General features: G+C 68.3%; 30 protein-coding genes. 13 read left to right on the top strand and 17 right to left on the bottom strand.

The genetic code is table 11. From position 1 onward, the window contains the following. Positions 1-53: 53 nt before the first annotated feature. Positions 54-413, bottom strand: coding sequence for a winged helix-turn-helix transcriptional regulator (locus ACIA58_RS36010; RefSeq protein WP_396408322.1), 360 nt, complete (start codon positions 411-413; stop codon positions 54-56). A gap of 36 nt (positions 414-449) precedes the next feature. Between ACIA58_RS36010 and ACIA58_RS36005 the strand changes: the two genes are divergently transcribed. After that, positions 450-1,097: an NAD(P)-dependent oxidoreductase gene (locus ACIA58_RS36005; RefSeq protein WP_396408321.1), complete on the top strand. Its 648-nt coding sequence runs from the start codon at positions 450-452 to the stop codon at positions 1,095-1,097. Here the strand turns inward: ACIA58_RS36005 and ACIA58_RS36000 are convergent. From ACIA58_RS36000 to ACIA58_RS35985, 4 genes are read right to left on the bottom strand one after another with little or no spacing between them, the layout of a single operon-like run. Further along, complete coding sequence (locus ACIA58_RS36000) at positions 1,081-2,199, bottom strand: SRPBCC family protein (protein WP_396408320.1); 1,119 nt, start codon at positions 2,197-2,199, stop codon at positions 1,081-1,083. The two genes, ACIA58_RS36005 and ACIA58_RS36000, sit on opposite strands and share 17 nt — an antisense overlap. A gap of 7 nt (positions 2,200-2,206) precedes the next feature. Next, positions 2,207-2,656: an SRPBCC domain-containing protein gene (locus ACIA58_RS35995; protein WP_396408319.1), complete on the bottom strand. Its 450-nt coding sequence runs from the start codon at positions 2,654-2,656 to the stop codon at positions 2,207-2,209. Next, positions 2,653-2,991, bottom strand: a complete 339-nt coding sequence (locus tag ACIA58_RS35990; protein ID WP_396408318.1) for an ArsR/SmtB family transcription factor — start codon at positions 2,989-2,991, stop codon at positions 2,653-2,655. Before ACIA58_RS35990 ends, ACIA58_RS35995 begins: the two co-directional genes overlap by 4 nt. Positions 2,992-3,030: 39 nt before the next feature. Continuing rightward, positions 3,031-4,203 carry a glycoside hydrolase family 64 protein gene (locus tag ACIA58_RS35985; RefSeq protein ID WP_396408317.1) on the bottom strand — a complete coding sequence of 391 codons (1,173 nt, stop codon included), beginning with the start codon at positions 4,201-4,203 and terminating at the stop codon, positions 3,031-3,033. 270 nt (positions 4,204-4,473) lie between these two features. On the opposite strand from ACIA58_RS35985, the gene ACIA58_RS35980 reads away from it, so the two are divergent. Next, entirely contained in the window at positions 4,474-5,430 is a 957-nt protein-coding gene (locus tag ACIA58_RS35980) for a hypothetical protein (RefSeq protein ID WP_396408316.1), read from the top strand. Positions 5,431-5,544: 114 nt separating this feature from the next. Here ACIA58_RS35980 and ACIA58_RS35975 read toward each other — a convergent pair whose 3' ends face one another. The 4 genes from ACIA58_RS35975 to ACIA58_RS35960 form a co-directional block, all read right to left on the bottom strand. Beyond that, positions 5,545-6,714: a DNA recombination protein RmuC gene (locus tag ACIA58_RS35975; RefSeq protein WP_396408315.1), complete on the bottom strand. Its 1,170-nt coding sequence runs from the start codon at positions 6,712-6,714 to the stop codon at positions 5,545-5,547. Between the two features lie 40 nt (positions 6,715-6,754). Continuing rightward, on the bottom strand, positions 6,755-7,759 hold the full coding sequence (locus ACIA58_RS35970; RefSeq protein WP_396408314.1) for a methyltransferase: 1,005 nt from the start codon (positions 7,757-7,759) through the stop codon (positions 6,755-6,757). Positions 7,760-7,782: 23 nt separating this feature from the next. Next, on the bottom strand, positions 7,783-8,556 hold the full coding sequence (locus tag ACIA58_RS35965) for a polysaccharide deacetylase family protein (RefSeq protein ID WP_396408313.1): 774 nt from the start codon (positions 8,554-8,556) through the stop codon (positions 7,783-7,785). Between the two features lie 78 nt (positions 8,557-8,634). Then, positions 8,635-9,501, bottom strand: coding sequence for a DUF817 domain-containing protein (locus ACIA58_RS35960; protein ID WP_396408312.1), 867 nt, complete (start codon positions 9,499-9,501; stop codon positions 8,635-8,637). A gap of 102 nt (positions 9,502-9,603) precedes the next feature. Between ACIA58_RS35960 and ychF the strand changes: the two genes are divergently transcribed. The 4 genes from ychF to ACIA58_RS35940 are packed head-to-tail and all read left to right on the top strand — an operon-like array spanning position 9,604 to position 11,542. Further along, entirely contained in the window at positions 9,604-10,680 is a 1,077-nt protein-coding gene (gene ychF / locus ACIA58_RS35955; RefSeq protein WP_396408311.1) for a redox-regulated ATPase YchF, read from the top strand. A 16-nt stretch (positions 10,681-10,696) separates the two neighbouring features. After that, entirely contained in the window at positions 10,697-10,882 is a 186-nt protein-coding gene (locus ACIA58_RS35950) for a hypothetical protein (RefSeq protein ID WP_396408310.1), read from the top strand. A gap of 17 nt (positions 10,883-10,899) precedes the next feature. Then, entirely contained in the window at positions 10,900-11,244 is a 345-nt protein-coding gene (locus tag ACIA58_RS35945; RefSeq protein ID WP_396408309.1) for a GNAT family N-acetyltransferase, read from the top strand. Between the two features lie 10 nt (positions 11,245-11,254). Next, the gene (locus ACIA58_RS35940) at positions 11,255-11,542 is read left to right on the top strand and encodes a hypothetical protein (RefSeq protein ID WP_396408308.1); all 288 of its coding nucleotides are present in this window, start codon (positions 11,255-11,257) and stop codon (positions 11,540-11,542) included. A 2-nt stretch (positions 11,543-11,544) separates the two neighbouring features. Here the strand turns inward: ACIA58_RS35940 and ACIA58_RS35935 are convergent, their stop codons facing one another. Further along, entirely contained in the window at positions 11,545-12,471 is a 927-nt protein-coding gene (locus ACIA58_RS35935) for a helix-turn-helix transcriptional regulator (RefSeq protein ID WP_396408307.1), read from the bottom strand. Between the two features lie 61 nt (positions 12,472-12,532). On the opposite strand from ACIA58_RS35935, the gene ACIA58_RS35930 reads away from it, so the two are divergent. The 4 genes from ACIA58_RS35930 (at position 12,533) to ACIA58_RS35915 (ending at position 15,903) form a co-directional block, all read left to right on the top strand. Next, the gene (locus tag ACIA58_RS35930; RefSeq protein WP_396408306.1) at positions 12,533-13,501 is read left to right on the top strand and encodes an ATP-binding cassette domain-containing protein; all 969 of its coding nucleotides are present in this window, start codon (positions 12,533-12,535) and stop codon (positions 13,499-13,501) included. Then, positions 13,498-14,250 carry an ABC-2 family transporter protein gene (locus ACIA58_RS35925; RefSeq protein ID WP_396408305.1) on the top strand — a complete coding sequence of 251 codons (753 nt, stop codon included), beginning with the start codon at positions 13,498-13,500 and terminating at the stop codon, positions 14,248-14,250. The genes ACIA58_RS35930 and ACIA58_RS35925 overlap by 4 nt, the downstream gene beginning before the upstream one ends. Then, positions 14,247-15,026, top strand: coding sequence for an ABC transporter permease (locus ACIA58_RS35920; RefSeq protein WP_396408304.1), 780 nt, complete (start codon positions 14,247-14,249; stop codon positions 15,024-15,026). Before ACIA58_RS35925 ends, ACIA58_RS35920 begins: the two co-directional genes overlap by 4 nt. Before the next feature lie 151 nt (positions 15,027-15,177). Further along, complete coding sequence (locus tag ACIA58_RS35915; protein WP_396408303.1) at positions 15,178-15,903, top strand: class I SAM-dependent methyltransferase; 726 nt, start codon at positions 15,178-15,180, stop codon at positions 15,901-15,903. Here ACIA58_RS35915 and ACIA58_RS35910 read toward each other — a convergent pair. The 4 genes from ACIA58_RS35910 to ACIA58_RS35895 are packed head-to-tail and all read right to left on the bottom strand — an operon-like array spanning position 15,890 to position 17,999. Next, entirely contained in the window at positions 15,890-16,780 is an 891-nt protein-coding gene (locus tag ACIA58_RS35910; protein ID WP_396408716.1) for an aminoglycoside phosphotransferase family protein, read from the bottom strand. The genes ACIA58_RS35915 and ACIA58_RS35910 overlap by 14 nt on opposite strands. A gap of 30 nt (positions 16,781-16,810) precedes the next feature. Continuing rightward, a complete protein-coding gene (locus ACIA58_RS35905) occupies positions 16,811-17,140 on the bottom strand; it encodes a hypothetical protein (protein WP_396408302.1) in 330 nt (109 codons plus the stop codon). Positions 17,141-17,161: 21 nt separating this feature from the next. Beyond that, positions 17,162-17,314, bottom strand: coding sequence for a hypothetical protein (locus tag ACIA58_RS35900; RefSeq protein WP_396408301.1), 153 nt, complete (start codon positions 17,312-17,314; stop codon positions 17,162-17,164). A gap of 34 nt (positions 17,315-17,348) precedes the next feature. After that, complete coding sequence (locus ACIA58_RS35895) at positions 17,349-17,999, bottom strand: LysE family translocator (RefSeq protein ID WP_396408300.1); 651 nt, start codon at positions 17,997-17,999, stop codon at positions 17,349-17,351. Positions 18,000-18,157: 158 nt separating this feature from the next. On the opposite strand from ACIA58_RS35895, the gene ACIA58_RS35890 reads away from it, so the two are divergent. Then, entirely contained in the window at positions 18,158-18,334 is a 177-nt protein-coding gene (locus ACIA58_RS35890; protein ID WP_157996243.1) for a DUF5302 domain-containing protein, read from the top strand. Between the two features lie 115 nt (positions 18,335-18,449). On the opposite strand, the gene ACIA58_RS35885 is transcribed toward ACIA58_RS35890, so the two are convergent. From ACIA58_RS35885 to ACIA58_RS35875, 3 genes are read right to left on the bottom strand one after another with little or no spacing between them, the layout of a single operon-like run. After that, positions 18,450-18,872 carry an SRPBCC domain-containing protein gene (locus tag ACIA58_RS35885; protein ID WP_396408299.1) on the bottom strand — a complete coding sequence of 141 codons (423 nt, stop codon included), beginning with the start codon at positions 18,870-18,872 and terminating at the stop codon, positions 18,450-18,452. Further along, the gene (locus ACIA58_RS35880) at positions 18,862-19,179 is read right to left on the bottom strand and encodes an ArsR/SmtB family transcription factor (RefSeq protein WP_396408298.1); all 318 of its coding nucleotides are present in this window, start codon (positions 19,177-19,179) and stop codon (positions 18,862-18,864) included. Before ACIA58_RS35880 ends, ACIA58_RS35885 begins: the two co-directional genes overlap by 11 nt. Before the next feature lie 33 nt (positions 19,180-19,212). Further along, positions 19,213-20,277 (bottom strand): class I SAM-dependent methyltransferase, encoded by a 1,065-nt coding sequence (locus tag ACIA58_RS35875; protein WP_396408297.1) that lies wholly within the window; start codon positions 20,275-20,277, stop codon positions 19,213-19,215. Positions 20,278-20,370: 93 nt separating this feature from the next. Here ACIA58_RS35875 and ACIA58_RS35870 point away from each other — a divergent pair, with 93 nt between their 5' ends. Together ACIA58_RS35870 and ACIA58_RS35865 are read left to right on the top strand one after the other, a co-directional pair. Continuing rightward, complete coding sequence (locus tag ACIA58_RS35870) at positions 20,371-23,064, top strand: helix-turn-helix transcriptional regulator (RefSeq protein ID WP_396408296.1); 2,694 nt, start codon at positions 20,371-20,373, stop codon at positions 23,062-23,064. 9 nt (positions 23,065-23,073) lie between these two features. Then, positions 23,074-24,255, top strand: a complete 1,182-nt coding sequence (locus ACIA58_RS35865; protein WP_396408295.1) for a cytochrome P450 — start codon at positions 23,074-23,076, stop codon at positions 24,253-24,255. Positions 24,256-24,309 lie beyond the last annotated feature (54 nt).

Here is a 24,309-nt window from a genome sequence, read left to right as displayed (position 1 = left end):
GCGAAGGTTCCGAAAGGTTGAGCTGTAATCCGACAGTGCGGAGCTTGTGATGTTCAGACCGCGTCGTACTGCGTCTGGGCCTTGGTGATGGCGGGCATGTGGGTCTCGGCCCAGTCGGTGAGGACCTTGATCGGCTCGATCAGGGAGGCGCCCATCGGAGTGAGGGTGTAGACGACGCGGGGTGGGATCTCGGCGAAGACCTCGCGGGTGACCAGACCGTCGCGCTCCATCCGGCGCAGGGTCTGGGTGAGGACCTTGGGCGCGACCCGGCCGATGCCGTCGCGGAGCTCGGTGAAGCGGAGCGGGCCGTCGCGCAGCAGCAGGACGGCGAGCACCGTCCACTTGTCGCCGATCCGGTCCAGGATGACCCGGGTCGGGCAGTTCGGGTCGAACACATTGCCTTTAGTTACCACAAGGTACTTATAGCACGTTGAAGTAGCCAGTTACCAATGGATACCGTCGTCGACAACGACGACGAGAGGACAACGATGAAGATCGCGGTATACGGGGCAAGTGGCATGGTCGGGAGCCGGATCGTGGCGGAGGCGGTGAGTCGCGCCCACGAGGTGACCGGCGTCACCCGCTCGAGCAGCGAGCTGCCGGGCGGCGTTCGCGCGGTGCAGGCGAACGCGGACGACGTCGCATCGGCCAAGGAGCTGGCGGCCGAATCGGACGCGCTGGTCGCGGCGATCGGACCGAGCCGGACGGGCGGCGACCACCAGGAGTACCTGGACGCGGTCGACAACCTGATCGCCGCGGTGCGGGGGACGGCGACCCGGCTGATCGTGGTCGGCGGCGCCGGCAGTTTGGTTGTCAACGGCAACCGAGTCGTGGACGGTCCGGACTTCCCGGCCGAGTACAAGAACGAGTCGCTGACCGTTTCGCGGGCGCTGGAGAACCTGCGGGCGAGCGACGTGAACTGGACGATGCTCTGCCCGGCCCGCGTCATCGCGCCTGGCGAGCGCACCGGCGTCTTCCGTCTCAGCCTGGACGAGCCGATCGGCGACCACATCTCCGCCGAGGACTACGCGGTTGCCCTGATCAACGAACTCGAGACCCCGGACCACAACAAGCAGCGCTTCACGCTGGGCTACTGAGGGGCTTGCCGAGGTACCCGCGGGCCAGCATCGTCACCCACTGGTAGACGGCGTCCTCCGCGGGCGCCAGCGGGCCCGGGCGGAAGTGCGGGGACTCGGCGCCGCGTTGGACCGACTCGCAGGCGGCCCAGTCCTCGCGGTTCGTGATGTCCCAGAACTCCACGGCGTACGACGGATCCGTGACCTCGGGGCGGAAGTACCACGAGCACTCGATCGCGGTGAGGCTCGGCGTACGCGGCTCCAGGCGATGCGTCATCACGTAGTCGGGGTGCAACGAGATCAGCAGGTTCGGGAACAGGCCGAGGTAGTTCACCCGCCGCTGATCGACACCGTCGAGCATGACCCCGTGCGACCGGCCGTCGAGCGACATCGTCTCGGCGTCCGGTCGCAGGTCCATCAGTCCGCCGATCCACGCGCCGGGCAGGTTCCAGTTGTCGCCCGACGTCGGCGGCGACACCTTGCACAGCTCGGGATGGATCAGCGGGCAGTGGTAGCACTCGTGGTAGTTCTCCGCGATCGTCTTCCAGTTCGCCGCCACGTCGTACGTGTGCCGCGCCTTCAGGGCCAGCGTTTCCGGCGCGTACGGCGCGACCAGCTGGGTGAGCCCGCCGACGTGATCCGCGAACGACGTCGCCGTACCGGTCGCGTTCACGAACAGCCAGCCCTGCCACACCTCGGCCGGCAGCTCGACCAGACCATACGGTTTGGTATGGAAGTCGTCGCCCATCCGCGGCGCCGCCTTCACCGAGCCGTCGAGCTCGTACGACCAGCCGTGGTACGGGCAGACCACCGCCCGGCGATCGCTGGTCTCGTCGCGCTGCAGCAGCTCGTGACCCCGATGCCTGCAGGTGTTGGCGAACGCACGCGGTCGCTCGCCGAACGTCACGACCGTCGCGATGTCGCCGACGGTCACCTCCCGATGCGTCGTACCGTCCGCCAACTCGTCGACGCGCCCGAGGCAGGTCCAGGTCCCGGCGAAGAAGTGCCGGCGCTCCCACGCGAGCACGGCGGGATCGGTGTACGCCTCGCGCGGCAACATGACCGACTCACCATGCGGCCGCAGCGAGGCTTCCAGGGCGCGCGCGTCAACCGGAGAAGTCATCTGCCCACTATCGGGCGAACTCCACATATTTGCCCAGCACGTAGTCCCAGCCGGTGTCGTAGCTGAGGCGGGCGCGACCGCTGTCGCCGCGGCGCTCCCAGCCGGAATGGACGAGCTGTACTTCGGTGCCGTCGGCCGTCGGGGTGAACGTGACGGTCACCTGACCGGCCTCGCTCGGATCGCCGCCCGGATGCCAGCTGAAGCCGACCGTGGTGGGCGGGTCCCAGTCCGACAGCGTGCCCCAGGTCGCGAGCTCGCCCTCGGCGCCGAACTCGACGATGCGGCCGCCGACGGCGCCCTCCATCCGGACCTCGTTGGCCGCCGCTTCGCCGACCGAGTGGCTGAACAGCGGCCACCACGCCGACGTCTCCGCGGTGAAGGCCTCGAACGCCCGCTCGACGCCGACCGGTACGACAACGGTCTTCACCAGCGGTGAGATGTCGTGTTCCACGCTCATTTCCGTTCCTCCTCGGTCCGCCTGACGTGGTCTGCGTACGCATCGAGCGCGTCGCCCCAGAACCGGTCGAGCCAGCTGCGCAGCTCGTCGAGACCGGACTGGTGGACCCGGTAGATGTTCCGGGTACCACGCGACTCGTGCCGCACCAGTCCGACCGCCCCGAGCACCTTCAGGTGCTGGGAGATCGCGGGCCGGCTGACGGGCACGCGCTCGGCCAGAACACCGACCGAGCACGGCCCACCGGTTCGCAGCGTCTCGAGGATCACCCGTCGCGTCGGGTCGCCGAGCGCATCCAGCACCGGGTCGGCCGCTTCGAGTGATCCGTAAGTTCCCACGAACGGTAAGTTGCCACTAACGGATCGCGGAGTCAAGCCTCAGTTGAACGGATCGAGGATCAGCCCGGCCTGTTGCGGGTTGCCGTCGTGGACCAGCGCCTCGTGGTTGCCGACGTCGTCGAAGGCGAACCCGTACGCGCGGCCGTCGGCCATCTGGGCGTGGATGTTCTTGGAGTACTGGTTGGTGACTGCGTCCTGGTAGAAGTTCGCGTCGCTGGGGTCGGGCTGGTTCGGGTTGGTCAGCAACGTTGAGCGGTTGTAGCCGGCGCACAGCGTGCGGGAGATCGGCCCACGGACCTGGTCGTTCGGTGCGTCGAGCAGGTTGAAACAACCGAACACGCTGGCCGAGTCGGGCTTCTGGAACGACGTGACCACCGCACCGGAGCCGTCGGTGAAGTTCATGACGTTGCCGGAGACGCGGCCGAAGTACTTCGTGTTGGGCTGGTCGCCGAACGGCGTGACCGTCAGCGTTTCCGAGCTGTACTTCGACCAGACCCGGTTGATGTAGTCGTCCATCGCACTTGCCGGGAGCGCGCCGGTCTCGACGCCGTACAGCGGGGAGAGTGCCCGCAGGACCGAACCGTCGGGTGCCTTCTGGATCAGGCCGCCCCAGCCACTGGCGTTGAGTGCGTTGTAGACCGCGTTGTAGCCGCCCGCCTTCAGGTGGCCGGTCGTGTTCCCGTTGACGCTCACGGCGTACGGCGCGCTGAACATGTCGACCTGGGTGCTGTTGATCCACAGCCCGCCGTCGTTGAGCGTGTACTCCGACCAGCTGAACAGGATGTTGCGGTTGGGGTCGCTCGGGTTCTGCACAGCGGGCTGCACCAGGCCGCCCGTGGTCAGTTTGAAGACGAGCTTCTGGCCGTAGGAGAAGTACACCCGGCCGGAGAACTTCGGCATCTGGATCGTGACGGACTGCCCGTTGGACGGCCCGGCGATCGATGCGTCCGGCGCCGGAGTGGGCGGGTTGCCGCCGGCCGGCCAGGCATGGAAGGCGCCCGCGGCATCGGCCCAGCCCTGCTGGCCGGTCGCCAGGTTCGTGCCGAGGTTGTAGATGTAGACCGCGTCACCGCGGCCCGAGTTGTTCGTGATCGTCAACGGGATCGTCGCCGGGACGGCCGCGTCGGCCGGCCGGTTCGCGTTCGCCGCCAGTGCGCCGGCCATAGTGACAGCGGCCGCGACGACAGCCAGCATTCGCGTTCTGAACCGCATGGTTCCTCCTCACGTCGGCCCCCCGAGAGAGCGCTCTCATCGTGTCGTGAGGTGACCACCGACTGTCAACAGCCCACCACTGTCGGCTTTCCGACAGATGCCTACATCAGGAGCGCTCGCGAGGAGGGTGGCTGTCGTGTCGAACTACTGGGTCAGCGCTCATCGGGTGGTGGAGCTGGTGGGTTCGTCGCCGAAGTGCGACGGCCCGAGACCCTCGGCCAGGTCTAGTCTCAGCGACCTGCGCCACTGACAGACACGGAAGGGCAACTGATGGCACTGATGGCACTGAGGGCACCACATCTGCATGCTCTCCTCGACACTGTCGCGCGCAGGTTCGGTCGCGAGCACGACCCGCGGTCGAGGGTGTTTGCGGACCCCGCAGACGGAGCGCGGTCTGCTGTCGGTGGTGCGGATGGGTCTCTGGTCATGGGCGAGCAGACGTCCAACCGCCTGGAAACGCTGACTGACCCCTTCGGAGTCGGGCCGGCTGGGATGTCATTCGAGGATCTGCGTGCGGCGCAGCAGGACCTCGGCGACGCCACCACACAGGCGGTGTTGACCGCGACTGACAGTGGTATGGGCTCGGAGCAGTCGGGCGACGAGCTCGACAGGCAGCTCGCGGTTGGACTCGCCGAAGGCTGGACGCATGCCCAGGGTCGGGACCTCGCAGACAGCATCGGCGTCGGCCAGAACTTGTACCGGGATGGCCACTCGCCGTATTTCGGGCCCAGCGGAGCCCAGCCCGCTGCCGACGGTCTGCTCCTCAGAGTGGCGGCGCTTCGCGGCGTGGACCTCGGGTATGACGACTCACTCCATTCGACCCGCGACGATTTGCTGGCGGTTCCGCCCGGCCAGCGGTTCGACGCTGTCGCCAAGACTGTCCTCGAGACGCACGGCGCGACGCACATGCCGCCGGAGGCGAGGGCCACGCTGGTCGCCGACCTGAAGGCGGGGTTCGGTAAGGCGGTTGCCGCGACAGATACGTCCGTGAGTGAACACTTGGCGAGCGGTGCCGTCGACCGTGCCTCCATCCGGGCGAGGCAATTCGCGCAGCAGACACCGGTCGACCCGGCCCTGCAACACGTGGCGCATCTCGCAGGAGCAGGCGTTGCAGGGCCTGGAGGGGGCGAGCCCTCCTCAAGTCGGCGGGAGGAGGCACCTGGCACGACCCCGACAGCTACGCCGGTCAGCCGGACGAGCTCCGCCACACCGGCGATCGGCACCTGACGCGGCACAGCTGCGGGCCGGCGGTCAAGCCCGCGGAGGTGGCGTCATGGCTGCCGGTACGGAAAGGCGAACAGACGGCAGGCAAGCACGAAGTCCCGAATTCGGGCCGTCCCGTCAGCCCGCTTGTGGAGGCGGCCACCTTCGAGTCGTCGCAGACTCTTCGATGGCCAGGAACTCGGGTGCGGTCAGTGGGCGGACGGAGGCTTCGATGGACTCCATCGCGGTCAGTTCGGACTCGGTGACGTGCAGATCGCGGAGCTTCCGGGCCGTGATGAAGACGCGGCGCTCGAACGAGCCGACCGTCCCGTTGTACGCCTCGACGGCTGACGTGAGCGACCGGCCGACCCGGCCCAGGTGCTCGCCCATGGTGCTGAGCCGCTCGTACAACTCGCGGCCGAGCTCGAAGACCTGCTGGGCGGACTCGGTCAGCGCCGACTGGTTCCACGCGTACGCCGCGGCGCGCAGCGTAGCGATCAGCGTCGTCGGCGTCGCGAGGATCACCCTGCGCTCAGCGGCGTACTCGAGCAGGGACGGCTCGGTCTCGAGCGCCGCGGACAGGAACGACTCGCCCGGCACGAAGAGGATGACGAACTCCGGCGACGGCGACAGCCTGGTCCAGTACGCCTTCGACGCCAGTTGGTCGACGTGCGTGCGCAGATGGCGGGCATGCGCGCGCAGCCGGTCCTCGCGGAACGCCGCGTCGTCGGACTCGCTCGCATCGAGGAACGCGGCCAGCGGCACCTTGGAGTCGACGACAATATTCTTGCCCTCGGCAAGCCTCACGACGAGGTCGGGACGCAGTACGCCGTCCTCGCCGAACGTCGTCGTCTGCTCGGTGAAGTCGCAGTGCGCCACCATGCCGGCCAGCTCGACCGTACGTCGCAGGTGCAGCTCGCCCCATCGTCCGCGGACCTGAGGTTTTCGCAACGCGGTCGACAACGACGCCGTCTCGCGCCTGAGCGCCTCGCCACTCATCCGCACCTCGTTGACCTGTTGGTGCAGCTGACTCTGCCAGGCGGCGCGGCCCTGCTCGAGCTGATTCAGCTGTGCGTGCAGCCGATCCAGCGCCTCCTTGACGACGGCCTGGCCACCCATCTGCTGGCCGACGGACGTCCGCTCCTGGGTCAGCTCGACGACGCGATCCTCGGCCGCATCCCGCTCGGCCGTGATCCGCGCGAGCGCGGCGCCGTCCCGCCCGCGCACCCACAGCACGCCGAACACAGCACCCAGCAGCAGCCCCACCGCGAGGAAGAGCAGCACCAACAACACCGTCGTACCGGACATGTCACTGATAGTGCCTAAGCCCACCGACAGTTTCTGAGAACTACGCCTGCTGTCGGGGTGTCGCCTCGATGATGAACGACTGGCCGGGCGTCGGAACGACGTCGGTGAGATCGAGCCCGGCCGCTGCGAGCAGGGCCCGGTACTGGTCCGTTGTGCGCTCGCGCCCGCCGGTCATGACGAGCATGTTGAGGTCGGAGAACGCCGTACCGACGGGGTCGGGGGAGCGGTCCAGGAGCTGCTCCACCAGGAGCACGCGGCCGTCGGCGGGCAGCGAGCGGTGGCAGGTGCGGAGGATCTCGATCGACTCGGCATCGGCCCAGTCGTGGATCACGGACTTCAGGACCAACGCGTCTCCCGCGGGGACGCTCTCGAAGAAGTTGCCTCCGACGACTTTGCAGCGCACCGCGACACCGGAGGCCGCGAGCAGGTCGTCCGCACCCGCAACCACGTCGGGCTGGTCGAACAGCACCCCACTGACCGACGGATTGCGCTCGAGGATCCGGGTCAGCAACCGCCCGCGGCCCCCGCCGATGTCGACCACCGTGTGGCAGCCGCTGAAGTCGTACGCCGCCGCCACCGCGTCGGCCACCGCATCCGACCTGGACGTCATCGCCGCGTCGAACGCTGCTTGTTCCTCCGGATGCTTGGCGCGGTATTCCCACACCGGCTCTCCATGCACGGCCGAGAAAGCGGTCTCGCCGGTCCGGATGCTCTCTTCGAGGCCGGTGTACGCCTCCCAATGCGACCCGATGCCGATGAACCGGGCCCAGCCGGCGACCGAGTGCGGTGCGTCGACCCGCAGCGCCGCGCCGAGCTCCGTGTTGGCAAAGGCGTCACCGTCGGCCGTGTAGAGGCCGAGTGCGGTGAGCGCGTGCATGAGCCGGGCCAGCGCCTCTTCGTCGGCACCGGTCGCCGAGGCGAGCTCGGTCGGGCTCTTCGGGCCGGTCGCCAGCAGATCGCTGATTCCCAGCCGGGCGGCGACGTGGATCGCCTGTGTCACCTGGTACCCGCTGGCCAGGCGTTGCAGCTCTCGGGAAGCATCCATGGCGCATTCTGCGCCGGTAGAGGTCAGCAGTCCATGGCTGGGAAGCTGTAGCCCTGGGCCTTCAGCAGCGGGAGGACCTTGTCGAGGGCCGCGACGGTCTCCGCGCGGTTGCCGCCGCCGTCGTGCATCAGGATGATGTTGTGGTTGTGCGCGTGGGTCATGATGTTGTGCACGATCGCGGTCGTGCCCGGGCGGGCCCAGTCGCGCGGGTCGACGTCCCAGAGCACCTGCACCATGCCGGCCGCCTTGATGTCGGCGCGGACCTTCGGGTTCGAGGCGCCGTACGGCGGGCGGAAGCAGGTCGACTGTGGTCCGTCGAAGATCTCGTGGTGCCGCTTGGCCGCTGAGATCGCGGTCAGCTGCGGGTGCGTGATCGAGTGGCTGCCGATCGCGTTGCCAGCGGCAAGCACCTGCTCGCGCAGACCCGGGTGCGCGGTCTGCATCGCGCCGAGTTCGAAGAACGTTGCGTGGGCGCCGTACTTCGCGAGCACCTGCAGCACCTTCGGTGTCCAGACCGGGTCCGGGCCGTCGTCGAAGCTGAAGAACAGCGCCTTTTTGTTGCCTGTGGCAAGCGCTGCGGTCGGGTCCGGCGCCGGCTTGCGCGGTGTCGACGGCGGTGCGTTCAGCGTCGGTGTGTCGGTCGGCGTCGGCGACGGTGTCGTCGAGGCCGACGTCTGCGTGGTTGCCGCGGTCGGCTCCGGCTGGCGTTGATGGCTGAGCGCCAGCACCAGCAGCGATCCGACGACGACGGCCAGCGCCACGCCGGTCGCGACGAAGGCGGCAAACTTTCGCGACATCATGCTCCCCTTGCACATCAGGCGGTTGTTCCCCAGCAACAGCTCCCCCTCAGGAAGCCTCACACCCCTGAAGACGCCTTACCTGTCAGCATGGTTGGCGTCCTGATGTTGCGGTGCGATCTCGACTGTTGCGGTCGTGCCACGGTGGTACAGCCGCCCCTCCAGCGACTTCACACTCGCGACCAGCACGAAGCTCATGCTGACCAGCAGCGACCACGCGCCGAACTTCGCCGGGTGCACGAGATGCCACACGTTCACCTGGTCCGGGTAGTTCCACGCGTCGAGGAACGTGCCCCCGTTCTCGGCGATCCACAAGAAGAATCCGATCAGCGCGAACGACATTGCGAGCGGCATGCGGTACCGCCGTACGCCGACGGTGAAGAAGACCCAGGTCCGACGCAGCACGACGAGCAGGCCGAGCGCGATCGGGATCCGCAGGTCGGGCAGCCACTGATGGGTGAAGAAGTTCGCATAGATCAGCACCGCGAAGATCGTGGTCAGCACCGGGCGGTAGTTGCTGACGCGGAGGTCGAACCGGCGCCAGGCCTGACACAGGTAGCTGCCGACCGCGGCGTACATGAACCCGGCGAACAGCGGTACGCCGGCGAACTTCGTCACCGCGTCGCCCGGGTACTGCCACGAGCCGACGCGCACCTTGAACAGCTCCAGCCCGAGCCCGACCAGGTGGAACCCGAAGATCACCGCGACCTCACGCCACGTCTCCAGCCGGATCACCCAGAACAGGAACGTCAGGCCGACGCAGTAGATCAGCAACGCGTCGTACCGGGCGATCGGCAGGTCGACGTACTTCGAGATCGCCAGGCCCGCGAACAGGAACGCCGGGAACAGGCAGGACACCAGCTCCAGGCAGCCGAAGCGCAGGAATTGCAGGCAGCCGAACACGAAGCGTGAAGGAATCCTGATGCGGTCCGTCCAAGTGGTCACCGAGTGGAGACGTCGCTCGATCCCGCCTGGTTGGGACCGATGGAGCCGTTCGTGCTCCGACGATTGGGGTACTTCGGGCTTCGCCGCGTAACCTTGACGCCCGTGGCACTCACCATTGGAATCGTCGGGCTCCCCAACGCGGGCAAGTCCACCCTGTTCAACGCGCTGACCAAGAACGACGTACTCGCCGCGAACTATCCGTTCGCGACCATCGAGCCGAACGTCGGGGTGGTCGGTGTGCCGGATGCGCGGCTCGGCAAGCTGGCCGAGCTGTACTCGTCCGCGAAGGTGATCCCCGCCACCGTCCAGTTCGTCGACATCGCCGGCATCGTCCGCGGCGCGTCGGAGGGTGAGGGGCTGGGCAACAAGTTCCTCAGCCACATCCGCGAGTCGGACGCGATCTGCCAGGTCACCCGGGTGTTCCGCGACGACGATGTCACCCACGTCGACGGCAAGGTCTCGCCGTCCGACGACATCTCCACCATCCAGACCGAGCTGATCCTCGCCGACCTGCAGACCGTCGAGAAGGCGATCCCGCGGCTGGAGAAGGAAGCCCGGCTGAAGAAGGAGTCGGTCGCCGTCCTGGACGCGGTCCGGGAGGCGCAGAAGCACCTCGAGGCCGGTACGCCGATCATCGCGACCGACGTCGACCGCGACGCGATCCGCGAGCTGATGCTGATGACGGCCAAGCCGTACCTGTACGTCTTCAACTGCGACGCCGACGAGCTCGCCGACGACGAGTTGAAGCAGCAGATGCGGGACCTGGTCGCGCCGGCCGAGGCGATCTTCCTGGACGCGAAGTTCGAGGCCGAACTGGTCGAGCTCGGCGACGAGGACGAGGCCCGCGAGATGCTCGCCGAGATGGGTATCGACGAGCCCGGCCTCGACGTACTCGCCCGCGTCGGCTTCGACACGCTCGGCCTGCAGACCTACCTCACCGCAGGCCCCAAGGAATCCCGCGCCTGGACGATCAAACGCGGCGCCACCGCCCCCGAGGCCGCCGGTGTGATCCACACCGATTTCCAGCGCGGCTTCATCAAGGCCGAGATCGTTTCGTACGACGACCTGATGTCAGCCGGCTCCATGACCGCCGCCCGCTCCGCCGGCAAGGTCCGCATGGAAGGCAAGGACTACATCATGCAGGACGGCGACGTGGTGGAGTTCCGCTTCAACGTCTGAGCTGCAAGGAGTGACGGTGTTCGATGCGCTGCCCTGTGTCGAGGGGCAGGTGCGGATCCGTACTCTCGAGCATGCGGATGCTGCTGCCTTCGCTCGGGGGTCCGATGATGAGTCGGTCAAGCGGAACGGACACCTGCCGCTGTCCGAGTACACGGAGAGCATCGTGCGGGAGCAGATCGACGGCGAGATCGCGGCCGTCTAGCCGACGGTTCTCTGGCTGTGCTCGCAATTGCCGATGCCGCCTCCGACGAATTCCTCGGCAGCATCGTCCTGTTCAACGTACGAGCCGACCGCGCGGAGGTCGGCTTCTGGCTGGCTCCATGGGGCCGAGGCAGAGGCGTGGCCCGAGACGCTCTTGTCGCGGCTGGGCGCGTTGCGGCTCACCAGGGGCTGACCTTCCTGGACGCCAGGACCGCCCCGGACAATCGGGCGTCGCAACGGACCCTGCTCAGCTCCGGCTACCGTCAGGTCGGCGAGCCCGAGACCGTGACCTCACCGTCCGGAGCAGACTTCACCGCCCTGACGTACGAGCGCTCGGTGGCCGAATTCCGCTCCACCATGTAGGACTAACGGCATGGCAGACCTGGGGCAGTTCGAAAACGCGTACGACCAAGCCGAAGCCGCTTATCTGAGCGGACTCCAGACGGACCTACCCAGGGTGGAGCTGGCCCGACTGGCCGGTGCAGTCGCCACGGCCGCAGCGGAGTTCAACACCGAGGCGTACCGCAGCCTCCACTCCGCCTCCGACGACGACGATCGCGAAGAACTAGACCGCCTGACCGACATCACGGAACCTCTCGCCGAGCTCTGGACCGACATCCAAGCGGCCTACCAAGGCACCTACCACGGGGTAGGCAGCTGACCCTAGTGGGACTTGGTGATGGAGTCCGCGGCTTTGTGGATGAGGGTTATTAGTTCTGGGGGGTCCAGGGCTATGGCGGCGCCTGCTTGGGATAGGACGGCGGCGCAGGCTTCGTGGGGGGATTCGAGGTCGGTGTGGATCAGCCACCAGCCGTCGGTGGTGGGGATCATCGGGGTGGTGGGGCGGAAGCGGCGGATTGCGTGGTCGCGGACCTTCAGGGTGATGAGGTAGGACGGACGGGAGGCTTGGAACTCTCGTTGGGACTGGGCCCAGTAGGCGGCCAGGTCGAAGGTGGGTGGGCGGGTGAAGGGCTCGCTGGTGAGCTCGGCCGAGGTCAGGCGGGAGAGGCGGTACGTGCGGAGGCGGCCGTCGGTGCGCGCCGCCACGAGGTACCAGGTGCGGGCCTTGGCCACCAGACCTAAGGGCGAGACCTCGAACGGTTCGGTGCCGTCGCCGTAGATGATCGCCAGGCGCAGTTCCTCCCACAGGGCTTGGCGGCAGAGGTCCAGCCAGCGCGGGGTTTCGCGGCGGTCGTCCCAGCCGGCGTGGTCGATGAGGAGGCGTTGGCGGGCGTACTCGGCCTCGCGGCGCGTGCCTTCGGGAAGTGACGCGATGAGCTTTCTGACGGCCAGATCGCTGGAGGCGTCGAGGCCGAGGTCGGCCAACACATGCGCGGTCGCGCCGACGAAGACCGACATCACCTCCGACGGCGTGAGTCCGGTCAGCCGCGTGCGGTAGTCGGGGAGGAGCGCCCAGCCGCCGCGGCGGCCGCGGATCGAGTAGATCGGGACGCCGGCCAGGCTGAGGACCTCGAGGTCGCGCTGGATCGTGCGCGGTGAGATGTCGAGCGCCTCCGCGAGTTGGGCGACCGTCGTCTGACCGTGGGTCTGCAGGTACAGCAGCAGCCGGAGGAGGCGTTCTGCGCGCATACGTCGACTATCTCAGGAAAATAAGACATAGATGGGCGTCTTTTCTTCCTACGGTCGCTCCATGACTGCAGTCGAGGTGGAGAACCTCTCGATGTCCTACCAGGCCCCGGTCCGCAAAGGCGGTCTCCGCGCCGCGCTCGGTTCGCTGATCAAACGCGAGTACAAGACCGTCCAGGCCCTGGATCAGATCTCGTTCACGATCGCGCCGGGCCAGGTCTCCGGCTTCATCGGCCCGAACGGCGCCGGCAAGACCACGACCATGAAGATCCTCTCCGGGATCCTGCATCCGACCAGCGGCCAGGTCCGCGTCCTCGACACGGTCCCGTGGCAGCGCCGCTCCACGTTCCTCAAGCGGATCGCGTTCGTCCGCGGCAGTCAGCCGGTCGGCGGATCGCAGGAGCTGACCGTGATGGACTCCCTCGAGTACCAGCGCCTGCTGTACGACGTCCCGCGCGCCACGTTCCGCCGTACGCTCAGCGATCTCCAGGCCCTCCTCGACCTCGAACCCCTGCTGGAGCGGCAACTCCGCGCCCTCAGCCTCGGTGAACGGATGCGCGTCGGTCTCGCGATGGCGCTGATCTACCGCCCCGAGGTCCTGTTCCTCGACGAGCCGACGATCGGCCTCGACGTCACCGCGGCGAGCCAGATCCGCGAGTTCGTCTCGGAGTACGTCGAACAAACCGGCGCGACCGTACTCCTGACCAGCCACTACATGGCCGACGTCGCATCGCTGTGTCCGCGCCTGATCCTGATCGACCACGGCCGCGTCCAGTACGACGGCCCGCTGGCGGAGCTTTCCGCCCGCCTGTCGCCGTACAAGCTGATCCGGATCTCCACGCAAGGCGATCCGACGGCGTTCGGCGAGGTGGTCGAGAAGGCGGAGGGGCAGTGGGTCCTGCGGGTGCCGCGGGACGAGGTGGCGGGGACGACGGCGCGGTTGCTGCAGGCGCTGGAGGTCGTCGATCTCGCCGTGGAGGAGCCGCCGCTGGAGAAGGTCATCGACCAGGCGTACCGCGAGGGGCTGCGATGAGAACCGCGGTACTGCTGGGGTTCCGGCTCCGCCAGGAGGTGCTCGAATGGTCGGGCGCGTGGTGGTTCCTGCTGACGCTCGTGGTGCAGGCCGTGGTGGCGCCGCTGATCGGGCTGTTCGTGTGGTCCGCGGTCTACCCGGACGATCCGGCCATCGCGCGCTACTACGTCGCGGTCATCCTGGTGACGCTCATGACGGAGTCCTTCGAGCAGCACACGTTCTCCGAGCGGATCTACGACGGGACGCTGAGCCACGAGCTGCTCCGCCCGCAACCGGTGGTGATCGGTGTCATCGGGATGAACCTCGCGATCCGCGCGTGGCTGACGTTGCTCGGGGCACCGATCGTGCTGCTCACCGGGGTCGGGTTGCGGGTCGGGTTCGAGTGGTCGGCGGTGCTGCGTTCGGTGCCGTACCTGTTGTTCGCCGCCGTCCTCGTCTTCCTGTGGACGTTCCTCCTGGCGTTGACGGCGTTCTGGACGGATCGCGTCCACGCGGTCGTGGGGTTCGGCAGTCAGTTGATGTTCCTGTTCGGCGGTACGGCGGCGCCGATCGGACTGCTGCCGGACACGTGGCGCCGGGTCGCGGAGGTGCTGCCGTTCTACGGGATGAACGGTCTGCCTGCCGAGATCGCTGCCGGGAGTGGGAGTGGCTCGCTGGTTTATCAACTGATCTGGGTGGTGGTGCTGGTGGCTGTGGTCACGGTCGTCTGGCGGATCGGCGTACGGCGGTACACGGCGGTGGGATCGTGAAGCTGCTTCGGTTGATGGGTGCGGGGTTCTCGATGGCGCTACGGCGGAGCGTTGCGTTCCGGGTCAACCTGGTGTTCGACGTACTGCTCGCGTTCACGGGACTTGGTACGGCGGTGGCGGCGGTCCTGATCGTGTTCTCGCGGGCCGACAGTCTGGCGGGGTGGTCGAAGGCGCAGTTCCTGGTGCTGATCGGGACGTACCAGCTGATCACCGGGCTGCGCGCGACGTTCATCGATCCGAACTTGTCGTGGTTCCCGGAGACCGGCATCCGGAACGGGAAGCTCGACGGGTACTTGCTGCAGCCGGCACCGAGTTTGTTCCTGGCGAGCCTGTCGTTGTCCTCCCCGCTGCAGCTGATCCAGCTGCTGCTGGGCTTCGGCGTGCTGGGTTGGGGAGTCGCGGATCAGACGCCGAGCCTTGCCGGAGTGGTCAGCTGGTTGGTGCTGGTCGTGGCGGGGCTGGTGGTGACGTGGGCGTTGAGCGTGTTGTTCGCCTGCTTGGCGTTCTGGGCGCCGAAGCTGCAGCTGGATGTGTTCTTCCACTCCGCTTGGCAGCTGGGCCGCTACCCGACGGACGTGTTCGCCCGCCCGATCCGCGTCGTCCTCACCTACGTCTTCCCGATGGCATTGATCGCCTCGGTCCCATCGGCCGCGTTGCTGCGCGGTCCGCGGGTGGGTGTTGTGGCCGCCGGGGTTCTTGCGGCTGGGGTAGCAGCCGCGCTGGCCGGGCTGGCGTGGCGAGCCGGGCTGCGGCGTTATACCGGAGCGACGTCGTGATGGTGGCCTAACGACAGGAGGTAGTGCCTCTCCGGCCGCGATCTCGCGCGCGCTCAGGCGGGAGGTGGGCTATACGTACAGATCTACGTCCTGTCGTTACGCACAGGAAATCAGGTCGCCGGGCGGCGGGTGGTGGGGATAGCGTCGCGGGATGGTTGATGCTTTGTTCGGGGTGCCTCGGTTGGTTGCGATGTATGACGTGCTGGAGGCGGGGCGGGGGGATCTGGAGCATTACGTCGCGATGGTGAGCGAGTTCGCGGCTCAGCACGTGCTGGATGTGGGGTGTGGGACGGGGGAGCTGGCGTGTTGGCTGGCTCGCGTCGGGGTGGACGTGGTCGGGATGGATCCGGCCGAGGCCTCGTTGGAGGTTGCCCGGGGCAAGGAGTTTGCCGACCGGGTGCGGTGGATCCACGGGGACGCGACGACCTTGCCGCCGTTGCAGGTGGATCTCGCGGTGATGACGGGGAACGTGGCGCAGGTGTTCCTGACCGATGCGGAGTGGTCGGCGACGCTCGACGGCGTACATGCGGCGTTGACGCCGGGCGGGCGGTTCGTGTTCGAGACGCGGGATCCGGCGAAGCGCGCCTGGGAGGAATGGACGCGGGAGAACACGCATCAGGTCCAGCCCGCCCCGGGAGGCGGGACAGTCGAGAGCTGGAGCGACCTGGTCAGCGTGGAGCCGCCGTTCGTGTCGTTCCACGCGACGTACGTCTTCTCGGCGGATGGCGCCGTACTCACGTCGGACTCGACGTTGCGGTTCCGGGAGCGGGACGAGGTCGAGGAGTCGCTGGTGGCAGCCGGGTTTGTCGTTGACGAGGTGCGCGACGCCCCGGACCGGCCGGGCAAGGAGTTCGTGTTCGTGGCTAGGCGACTTTGAGCAGCTCGGTCAGAGTGTGGTGGGCGGTGCGGGACATGACCGGGTTGGTCTCGACGTAGTACCAGAGACAGCCGACGGCCTGCGCCAACGCCCAGCCCATGCCGCGGCGCCATTCGGCGTCGTCGCTGCCGACCGCGATGCGGAAGACCTCGCGAGCGGTCGGATCGAAGAGATTCCAGGCGGGCTGGAGGTCCATCGCGGGGTCGGAGACGGTGAACGTGCCGACGTCGATCACGCCTGCGAGCCGGCCGTCCGCTACCAGCAGGTTGCAGGGCATGAGGTCGCGATGCGTCCACGTGTCGGGCTCGGTGCGCGGTGTCGTCCGGAGGTCGGCCCACAGGCGGGCGAGTCCGTCGACGTCGATCATGCCGCGGCTACGTTCGAGGCAGTCGGGGACCCACTCGTCCTGCGAGGTGAGTACGCCGCCGCGCCAGGAGCCCGTGAACACCCTTCCTTCGGTCGGCTCCGCCCGCAGCGCGAGTACGAACCGGGCGAGATCCTCGGCCAAGGCGGTCGATCCGGCAACGTCGGCGTCGTGTGCGATCGTCCCGTCGATCCAGCTGTACACGCTCCAGGCCTGCGGATAGTCGAGGCCCGGCGCACCGATCGCGATCGGCTCCGGCGTCGGGTACGGCGAGATGCGCCGCAACCGCCGTGCCGCATCGGCCTCGTCCTCGAGCTCGGCGCGTACCGTCGCCGGGTCACCGGGCATGATCGGGAACCGCGCCACCAGTTCGTCGCCGATCCGGAACAGCGCGTTGACCGTCCCGTTCGACGCGACTGGCCGCACCGCGAGCCCGCTCCAGTCCGGGTACTGCTCCTGGATCAGCCGCTCGACCAGCTCGACGGTCACACTCAGTTGCCCGACATGCATCATCACGCCCAGCAGTATCCGCGAGCCATCCGTCTACTGCACATCAATTAGCAGCGCCGGAGCGACCCGCGCCGAACCGATGCCGCGGTCCGGTTTGCCCAGCCGGAACCGGACCTTGCCCTTCAGCACGGTCCCGGACTCGGCCTGCCCGTCGACGAGCTCCTCGCCAGGGAACAGCGTGAACGTCCACCGCTCATTGTCCTCACAGTCCGGCGGCGTCGCACCACACTGCAACACGCGAGCCCCCCAGACCTGGCGCGTCATCCACCGCCGCGTGTCCTGTCCCAGTACGACGAAGTCGTCGGAGTCGATCACGTCGTTGTAGCTGCCGAGCGACGGCCCGTAGGACCCGATGACGCTCACCACGAGCTGCCACGGGCCGAGTCACCGGAAGCGCAACGCCGGCCGGCAGACGTTCGTCGAAGAGGTCGCTCGTGGCTCCGCCGAGCCGTACCTCGCTCGGGAGCGGGCGCCGGGTGTCGAGCCGACGCGGATCCGGCACGAGCCCCAGGCTGCGACCAGCCGATCGATGTTCATCGCGGGTCACGCTAACGGCCCGGTCCGACAGCTCTCAGTGGGTGGCGAGTGGGCGGGCTCGGTCGGTGGCGAGGCGGACGGCGAAGACGGCGAGCGCTGTGCCGGTGACGTAACGGTGGATGCGCATCCAGGTGGGGCGGCGGGAGAGGAAGACGGCGACCGAACCGGCGGTGATCACGAAGACGGCGTTCATGACGACGCCGACGGTGAGCTGGGTGAGGCCGAGGACGAGGCTCTGCGCACCGAGATGGCCGCGGGACGGGTCGAGGAACTGGGGGAGCAGCGAGATGTAGAGGATCGCGATCTTCGGGTTGAGCAGGCAGGTGAGCAGGCCCATCCCGAACAGCTTGCGTGGGCCGTCGGGCTCCAGCTCCTGGGTGGCGAAGACCGACGCGCCGCCGGGGCGGAGCGCGTTCCAGGCGAGCCAGAGCAGGTACGCCGCGCCGGCGAGCTTCAGCGTCAGGTAGATCTCGGGGACGAGCGCGAACAGGGTCGCGAGGCCGGCGCTCGCCGCGAGCAGGTACACCAGGAAGCCGATGCCGACCCCGGCGAGCGAGATCAGCCCGGCGCGGCGGCCCTGGACGATCGAGCGGGACACGAGGTAGATCATGTTCGGCCCCGGCACGATCACCAGGCCGAGCTCGACCAGCGCGATCCCGAGCAAAGCCTCGTTGCTCACCAGCATTTCGTGTCCCTCCGTCGGCGTACGGCGAACCTAACAGCGGCGCTCGGGCTGTCGGCGGGGGTTTTCTCCTGGTGAGATCGGTGGTATTCCAGTCGCGGTTCGCGTTCACCCTCGGTTAGCGTGGGTGCGTACGCCTGACGGTTTGTGAAGGAGACGGTATGAGCGACAAGTCCAGCGAGCCGGCGGACGATCTGCAGAAGAAGTTTCGGGAAGCGCTCGAGAAGAAGAACGCCGGGAAGCACTCGCATCCGGGATCCGGAGTGCGGGGGCAGGGCGTAGGCGACGCGCACAACGACAAGCAGAAGCGCCAGTTCCGGCGCAAGTCCGGCAGCTGAAGACCGCCACTGTCCATCCATCCGCATGAGCCCCGGGTTACCGCCCGGGGCTCGACCTTTCTCCGGGGCCTTCTACTCCTGGAGCCGGCCCGTACCACGTCGCGGCATCAAGCGGTCAGCTTGCGCCGACGGAGTTCAGTAGGTCGGTTAGTCGGACCAGCTCGGGCTCCCAGCCCTGCTGGTGGTTGGCGGCGTCCTCGGCGTCGGCGAAGCCGGTGTGGCTGAGGACCATCCGGGTGCCGTCGGCCACTTCGGCCAGGTCGACCTCGACGCGGGTCGGCTCGTCCTCGGTGCCGTCCCACTTCCAGCTGAACACGAGCCGCCGCGGCGGCTCGACCTCGAGGTACGTCCCGCGCACCACGTGCGGTCCCATCTCGACCATCCAGTCGCCGCCGACCCGGACGTCGGCGTCCACCTTCAACTCCCAGGTGGGATTCGGGCAGTACCACTGGACCAGCAGGTCGGCCCGCGTCCAGGCGTCGTACACCCGCCCGATCGTTGCCGGAAGCACCCTTTCGATCCGGATCTCAGTGTCCATCGTCGTCCCCTCGCAAGAGTTCTTCCAGCCGGTCCACGGTGCTGTTCCAGTACGTCGTGAGGTCGCCGAGCCACTGCTCCAACTCGGAGAGCGCCTCCGGCCGGAGCGTGCACACCACGGTCCGGCCGACCCGCCGCCGACGTACCAGACCCGCGTCCACCAGCACGCCGACGTGCTTGGTGATCGCGGGTGGGGTGATCCGGTGCGGCTCGGCGAGCTCGCCCATCGTCGCGTCGCCCCGGCTCAGCCGGCTCACGATGGCCAGCCGGGTCGGGTCCGCGAGCGCTCCGAACGTCCTCGTCAGCACGCGCAACACTTCACCAGGTGGTGAACTATCCTGTCAAGGGCGCACCTCGAACACCAGGTTGAACGGCGTCTCCGCGACGGTCCGGAACCGGGTGAACCCGGCCGCCTTGGTGACGTCCCGGATCCGCGCCGGGCCGGCCTGGGTGCCGAGCGCGAGGCCGACGGGCTGGGACAGCGAGGCCGGCGTGCAGAGCAGCGTGGAGAAGCCGTAGTACGCCCGGCCGACCGGGTTGAGGTTGTCCTCGACGTGATCGCCGGCCATCGGCTCGACCAGCATCCAGGTGCCGTCGGCCGCCAGCGCGTCCCGTACGTGCCGGGCCGCGCCGACCGGATCGCCCATGTCGTGCAGGGCGTCGAACGTCGTCACCAGGTCGAACCCGGACCCGCTGAAGCGGTCGGCCGCCGCGACCTCGAAGGACGCCCGATCGCTGACGCCCGCATCTGCCGCCCGCAGCCGGGCAGTCTCGATCGAGGCCTGGTGGTAGTCCGAGCCGACGAACGTAGACCGTGGGAACGCCTCGGCCATCAGGATGGTGGACGATCCGTGCCCGCAGCCGATGTCGGCCACCGTCGCACCCTGCTGGAGCTTCTCCACCACGCCGTCCAGCGCGGGCAGCCAGCTCGGCAACAGGTTCGCGTTGTACGACGGCCGGAAGAACCGCTCACACCCCACGTGAACGTCCGACGTGTGCTCGTGCCACCCGACCCCGGCGCCGCTCCGTGCTGCCTCGATCGTGTCCGTGGTGTGCTGCAGCGTGCCCAGTGCGATCTGGAAGAAGCCGGGCAGGTACGCCGGGCTGCTCGGATCGGTCATGGCCACGGCGTGCTCGGGTGGCAACGTGTAGCGACCAGTGCCCGCGTCGTACTCGACGATCCCGCCCGCTGCTTGGGCGTTCAGCCACTCGCGGGTGTAGTGCTCGTCGGTGCTGGTCCGCTCGGCCAGCTCGGTCGGTGTGGCCGGGCCCTGGTCGGCGAGCACCTGGTAGTACCCGAGCCGATCTCCCATCACCACCAGCGCCGCGTTCAGCGTCGCCCCTACCTCGTCGACCGCCTTGAACACGAAGCCCATCAACTTGTCGGCGTCGATTGCAACAGTCATTTGCTTTGCCCCCTAGTGGTTTTCGTACGGCGAACCTAGGCAGCGTGGACGGACCATCGCATCAGGTGGGCCCCCTAGGGCACACTGCGAGACATGCTCATCGGGCGGGAGGCGGAGCGCCGGGTGATCGAGCAGCTGGTCGCGGGGGCGCGGGTCGGAGCCGCTGGGGCGTTGCTCGTCACCGGCGAGCCGGGCATCGGCAAAACCAGCCTGCTGGACGAAGCCGCCGAACTGGCCGGCGGACTGCGCATCCTGCGAGCTCGCGGCGCCGAGGCCGAACGTGAGCTCCCGTTCGCTGCGCTGCTCCAACTGCTGCGACCGGCGTTGTCCAGCCTCGACCGCATCCCCGGCCCGCAGCAGTCGGCGCTCGCATCGGCGCTCGCACTACGACCTCAGACCGCGACTCCCGCGGATCGTTTCGCTGTCGGTGCCGCAACCCTCAGCCTGATCTGCCGGTACGCGGAGGACGCGCCGCTCGCACTGATCATCGACGACGCCCATCTACTCGACCGGCCATCCGCGGAAGCCTTGCTGTTCGCGGCCCGGCGTCTGGTTGCCGATCCGATCGTCATGCTGATCGCGGCCCGCGCCCACGAGCCACATCCGTTCGAGGCGGATCTCCCGAGACTGGAGCTGAACGGGATCACGCTGGAGGCCGCCCAGCAACTCGTGCAGCACCTCCCGGGTGACCTGGTCGAGCAGCTGTACCAAACCGTGGCAGGCAACCCACTAGCGCTCCTGGAGCTCGCAGACGACCCGGACCGCCTGCACCGTACGCCGCCTGGTGTGCCGCTCCCCGTCCCCGCGATGCTCGCAGAAGCCTTTGTCAGCAGAGCAAATCGGCTCAGCCAGGACGCCCGCACCGCACTGCTGGTGTCGGCGATCGACGACTGCGAACTCGGAGCCGTCGCGCGTGCGTGCGCAGAGCTGGGTGTCGACGTTGTTGTGCTCGAGGAGGCCGAAGCAGCCGGGCTGGTCGCGATCCGCGAGGGCGAGGTCGTCTGGCGGCATCCCCTGGTCCGCTCCGCGATCTACACGAGCGCAGACCCGGCAAAGCGACGTACTGCGCATCGCGCGGTGGCTCGGACCACGCCGGACGGGGACAGACGGGCCTGGCACCTGTCCGAGGCGGTTCTCGGCGCTGACGACGAGGTGGCGGCCGGGTTGGTCGTCGCGGCCGAGCACGCTGCTTCCCGCGGTGCACATGCGGTCGCCGCTACGGCGTACGAGCGTGCTGGTCGACTCAGTCAGGGACTGCAGGACCGTGCACTCAGACTGGTTGCCGCTGGTGAGGCGGCGTGGTCGGCTGGACTGGCGGAGCGTGCAGAGGCCTTGCTTGCCGACGCGTTGAGCCTGCAGCCGCCGCTGCCGGTGAAGCTCCGGGCGCACGAGATTCGCGGCGACATCGAGGTGAAGTGCGGGTCGCCGCGCCGGGCTCGCGACATCCTGGTCGCAGCTGCAGCGGAGTCCACCGACCCCGAGGTCGCTACCGGGCTGCTCGTTGATGCGGTCGCTGCGTGCTTCCGGCTGTGCGATGCTCCCGCCGGGCTGGAGATCGCCCACGAGATCGACCGGCTCAGGCCGGCTATCGATCGCCCTGGTCCGCGGATCATGAGCATGCTCGCGAGCGGAGTCGCGAAGGTCCTTGCGGGCAGCGGCGGTACGGATCAGATTCGCGCGGCGATCGGACTGGAACCGTCGGACGAGCTGGACCGCGACCGCCGTCGTCAGGTCTGGATGGTGCTGGCTGCGTTGTTCCTCCGGGAGACCGGCACCGGCCGGACGCTACTGCAGCAGGCGATGCTCGAACGGCGGGAGGAGGTCGCTCTGGGGACTCTGCCCGGTCTCTTGTTCGTGCTGGCCCGCGATGACGCCACCACTGACCGCTGGGCCGACGCGGAGACGTCGTACGACGAGGGGATCCGGCTGTCGCGTGAGACTGGTCAGACGACCGAACTGGCGATGAACCTGGCCGGGCTGGCGTGGCTGTGGTCCCACCAGGGCAGATCGGAATGCCAGGAGGTCGCTGCGGAGTGTCTGCGCATCTGTGCCGAGCAGGAGATCCACCTCGGGACGCTGTGGTCGCTGTTTGCACTCGGCGACCTGGAGCTAGGGCGTGGTGATCCGGCGGCGGCCCTGCCGCAGTACGAGCGGCTGGTCGACGTACTGGCCGAGTATGGGTTGAAGGACCCGGACCTGTCGCCCGCACCGGAGCTGGTCGAGGTGTACCTGCGGTTGGGGCGTGTCGAGGATGCGAAGCGAGTAGCTGGCGAGCACTCCGCTCTGGCGGAGGCGAAAGGTCAGCCATGGTCGTTGGCGCGAGCAGCGCGGGCGCGTGGTGTGGCCGGTGACAGCGAGGAGGACTTCCATCTGGCGCTCAGCCGGCACGAGGTGACGCTGGACGCGTTCGAGCTGGCCCGGACGCGTCTGGCGTACGGTGCGTGGCTGCGACGGGTACGGCGGCGCGTGGACGCCCGGACCCAGCTCAGGCTCGCTGTGGAGGGTTTTGACGCGCTCGGTGCGCTCGGTTGGGCAGACCAGGCCGCGGCGGAGCTCAAGGCGACGGGTGAGACCGCACGGCGGCGTGTGCCGAGCACAGCGGACGAGCTGACTCCGCAGGAGCGGCAGATCGCCGTACTGCTCGCTGACGGGCACAGCATCCGGGATGCCGCGGCCCGGCTGTTCCTGAGCCCGAAGACCGTCGAGTACCACCTGCGCAAGGTCTATACGAAGCTGGGCATCCACTCCCGCACCGAGCTCGCTGAGCAGCTGGGACGGCGAACGTAGGCTGGCCGCATGAGGCAGCCGTTCACGGAGACCAGCGGAATAGCCCGGCACTGGGGCTTCGAGGACCTGGCGGCCAAGGGACCCGTGCAGCGGCTCACGCTGTTCACCGGCGTCCCGGTCTGCCTGGTGACCGGGTACGCCGAGACGCGCGAGCTGCTCGCCCACCCGGACGTGGTGCGCTCGCCGCTGGACGGGCCGCATCGCGACACGATGATGGACGAGCTGATCAACCGGACCGAGCGGCACATGCTCGGCGCGAATCCGCCGGACCACACCCGGTTGCGCAAGCTCGTCACCGCCGCGTTCACCCGCCGCCGGATCGACGCGCTCGAGCCGCGGATCCGCGAGATCGCGGCCGGCCTGCTCGACGACATGGCGGCGACCGGCGATCGCGTCGACCTGGTGAACGCGTACAGCTACCCGCTGCCGATCACGGTGATCTGCGAGCTGATCGGCATCCCGCCGGTCCGCCGCGAGGACTTCCGCCAGTGGTCCTCGGTGTTCGTGAACGCGACCATGCACACCGCCGAGGAGTACATCGACGCGACCACGCTGATGCTCGATTTCGTCCACGAGCTGATCACGCAGAAGCAGCAGGCGCCGACCGACGACCTGCTGTCGGGCCTGATCGCGGCCCGCGACGGCGGCGACCGACTGAGTGAGGACGAGCTGACCTCGATGATCTTCCTGCTGCTCGCAGCCGGCCACGAGACCACAGTCAGCCTAATCACGAACGGCGTACACGCCCTGCTGCGGCACCCTGACCAGCTGGAACTGCTGAAGGCCGAGCCGGACCGGTTGCCCGCCGCGGTCGAGGAGTTGCTCAGGTACGACGGCCCGCTGCAGGCCGCGATCCCGTACATCTCCCAGGCGCCGATCGAGATCGCCGGGACCCGGATCGAGGCCGGCGAGGTGATCGTGTTCGCGCTCCTGCCGGCCAACCGCGATCCGCGCAAGGTCGAGCGGCCGGACGAGCTGGACATCACCCGCCCGGACTCCGCGCACCTCGCCTTCGGCCATGGGATCCACCACTGCCTCGGGGCGCCGCTGGCCCGGCTGGAGGGCCGGATCGCGCTCGGCATGCTCTTCGAGCGCTTCCCTGACCTGCGCCTGGCCGAGCCGGAGCGCGACCCGGTCCGCACCCCCGGCCTGCTCATGAACGCGATCCGCGAACTGCCCGTACAGCTCTGACCACGGTGAGCCGTCAGGACTGAACATCGGGTGAACCGCGGCTGAATCACACCG

The sequence above is a fragment of the Kribbella sp. NPDC051586 genome (assembly GCF_044453965.1).
Taxonomy (GTDB): domain Bacteria; phylum Actinomycetota; class Actinomycetes; order Propionibacteriales; family Kribbellaceae; genus Kribbella.
The sequence above is the reverse complement of the archived record's forward strand: the minus strand, read 5'-3'. Positions and strand labels throughout refer to the sequence as shown.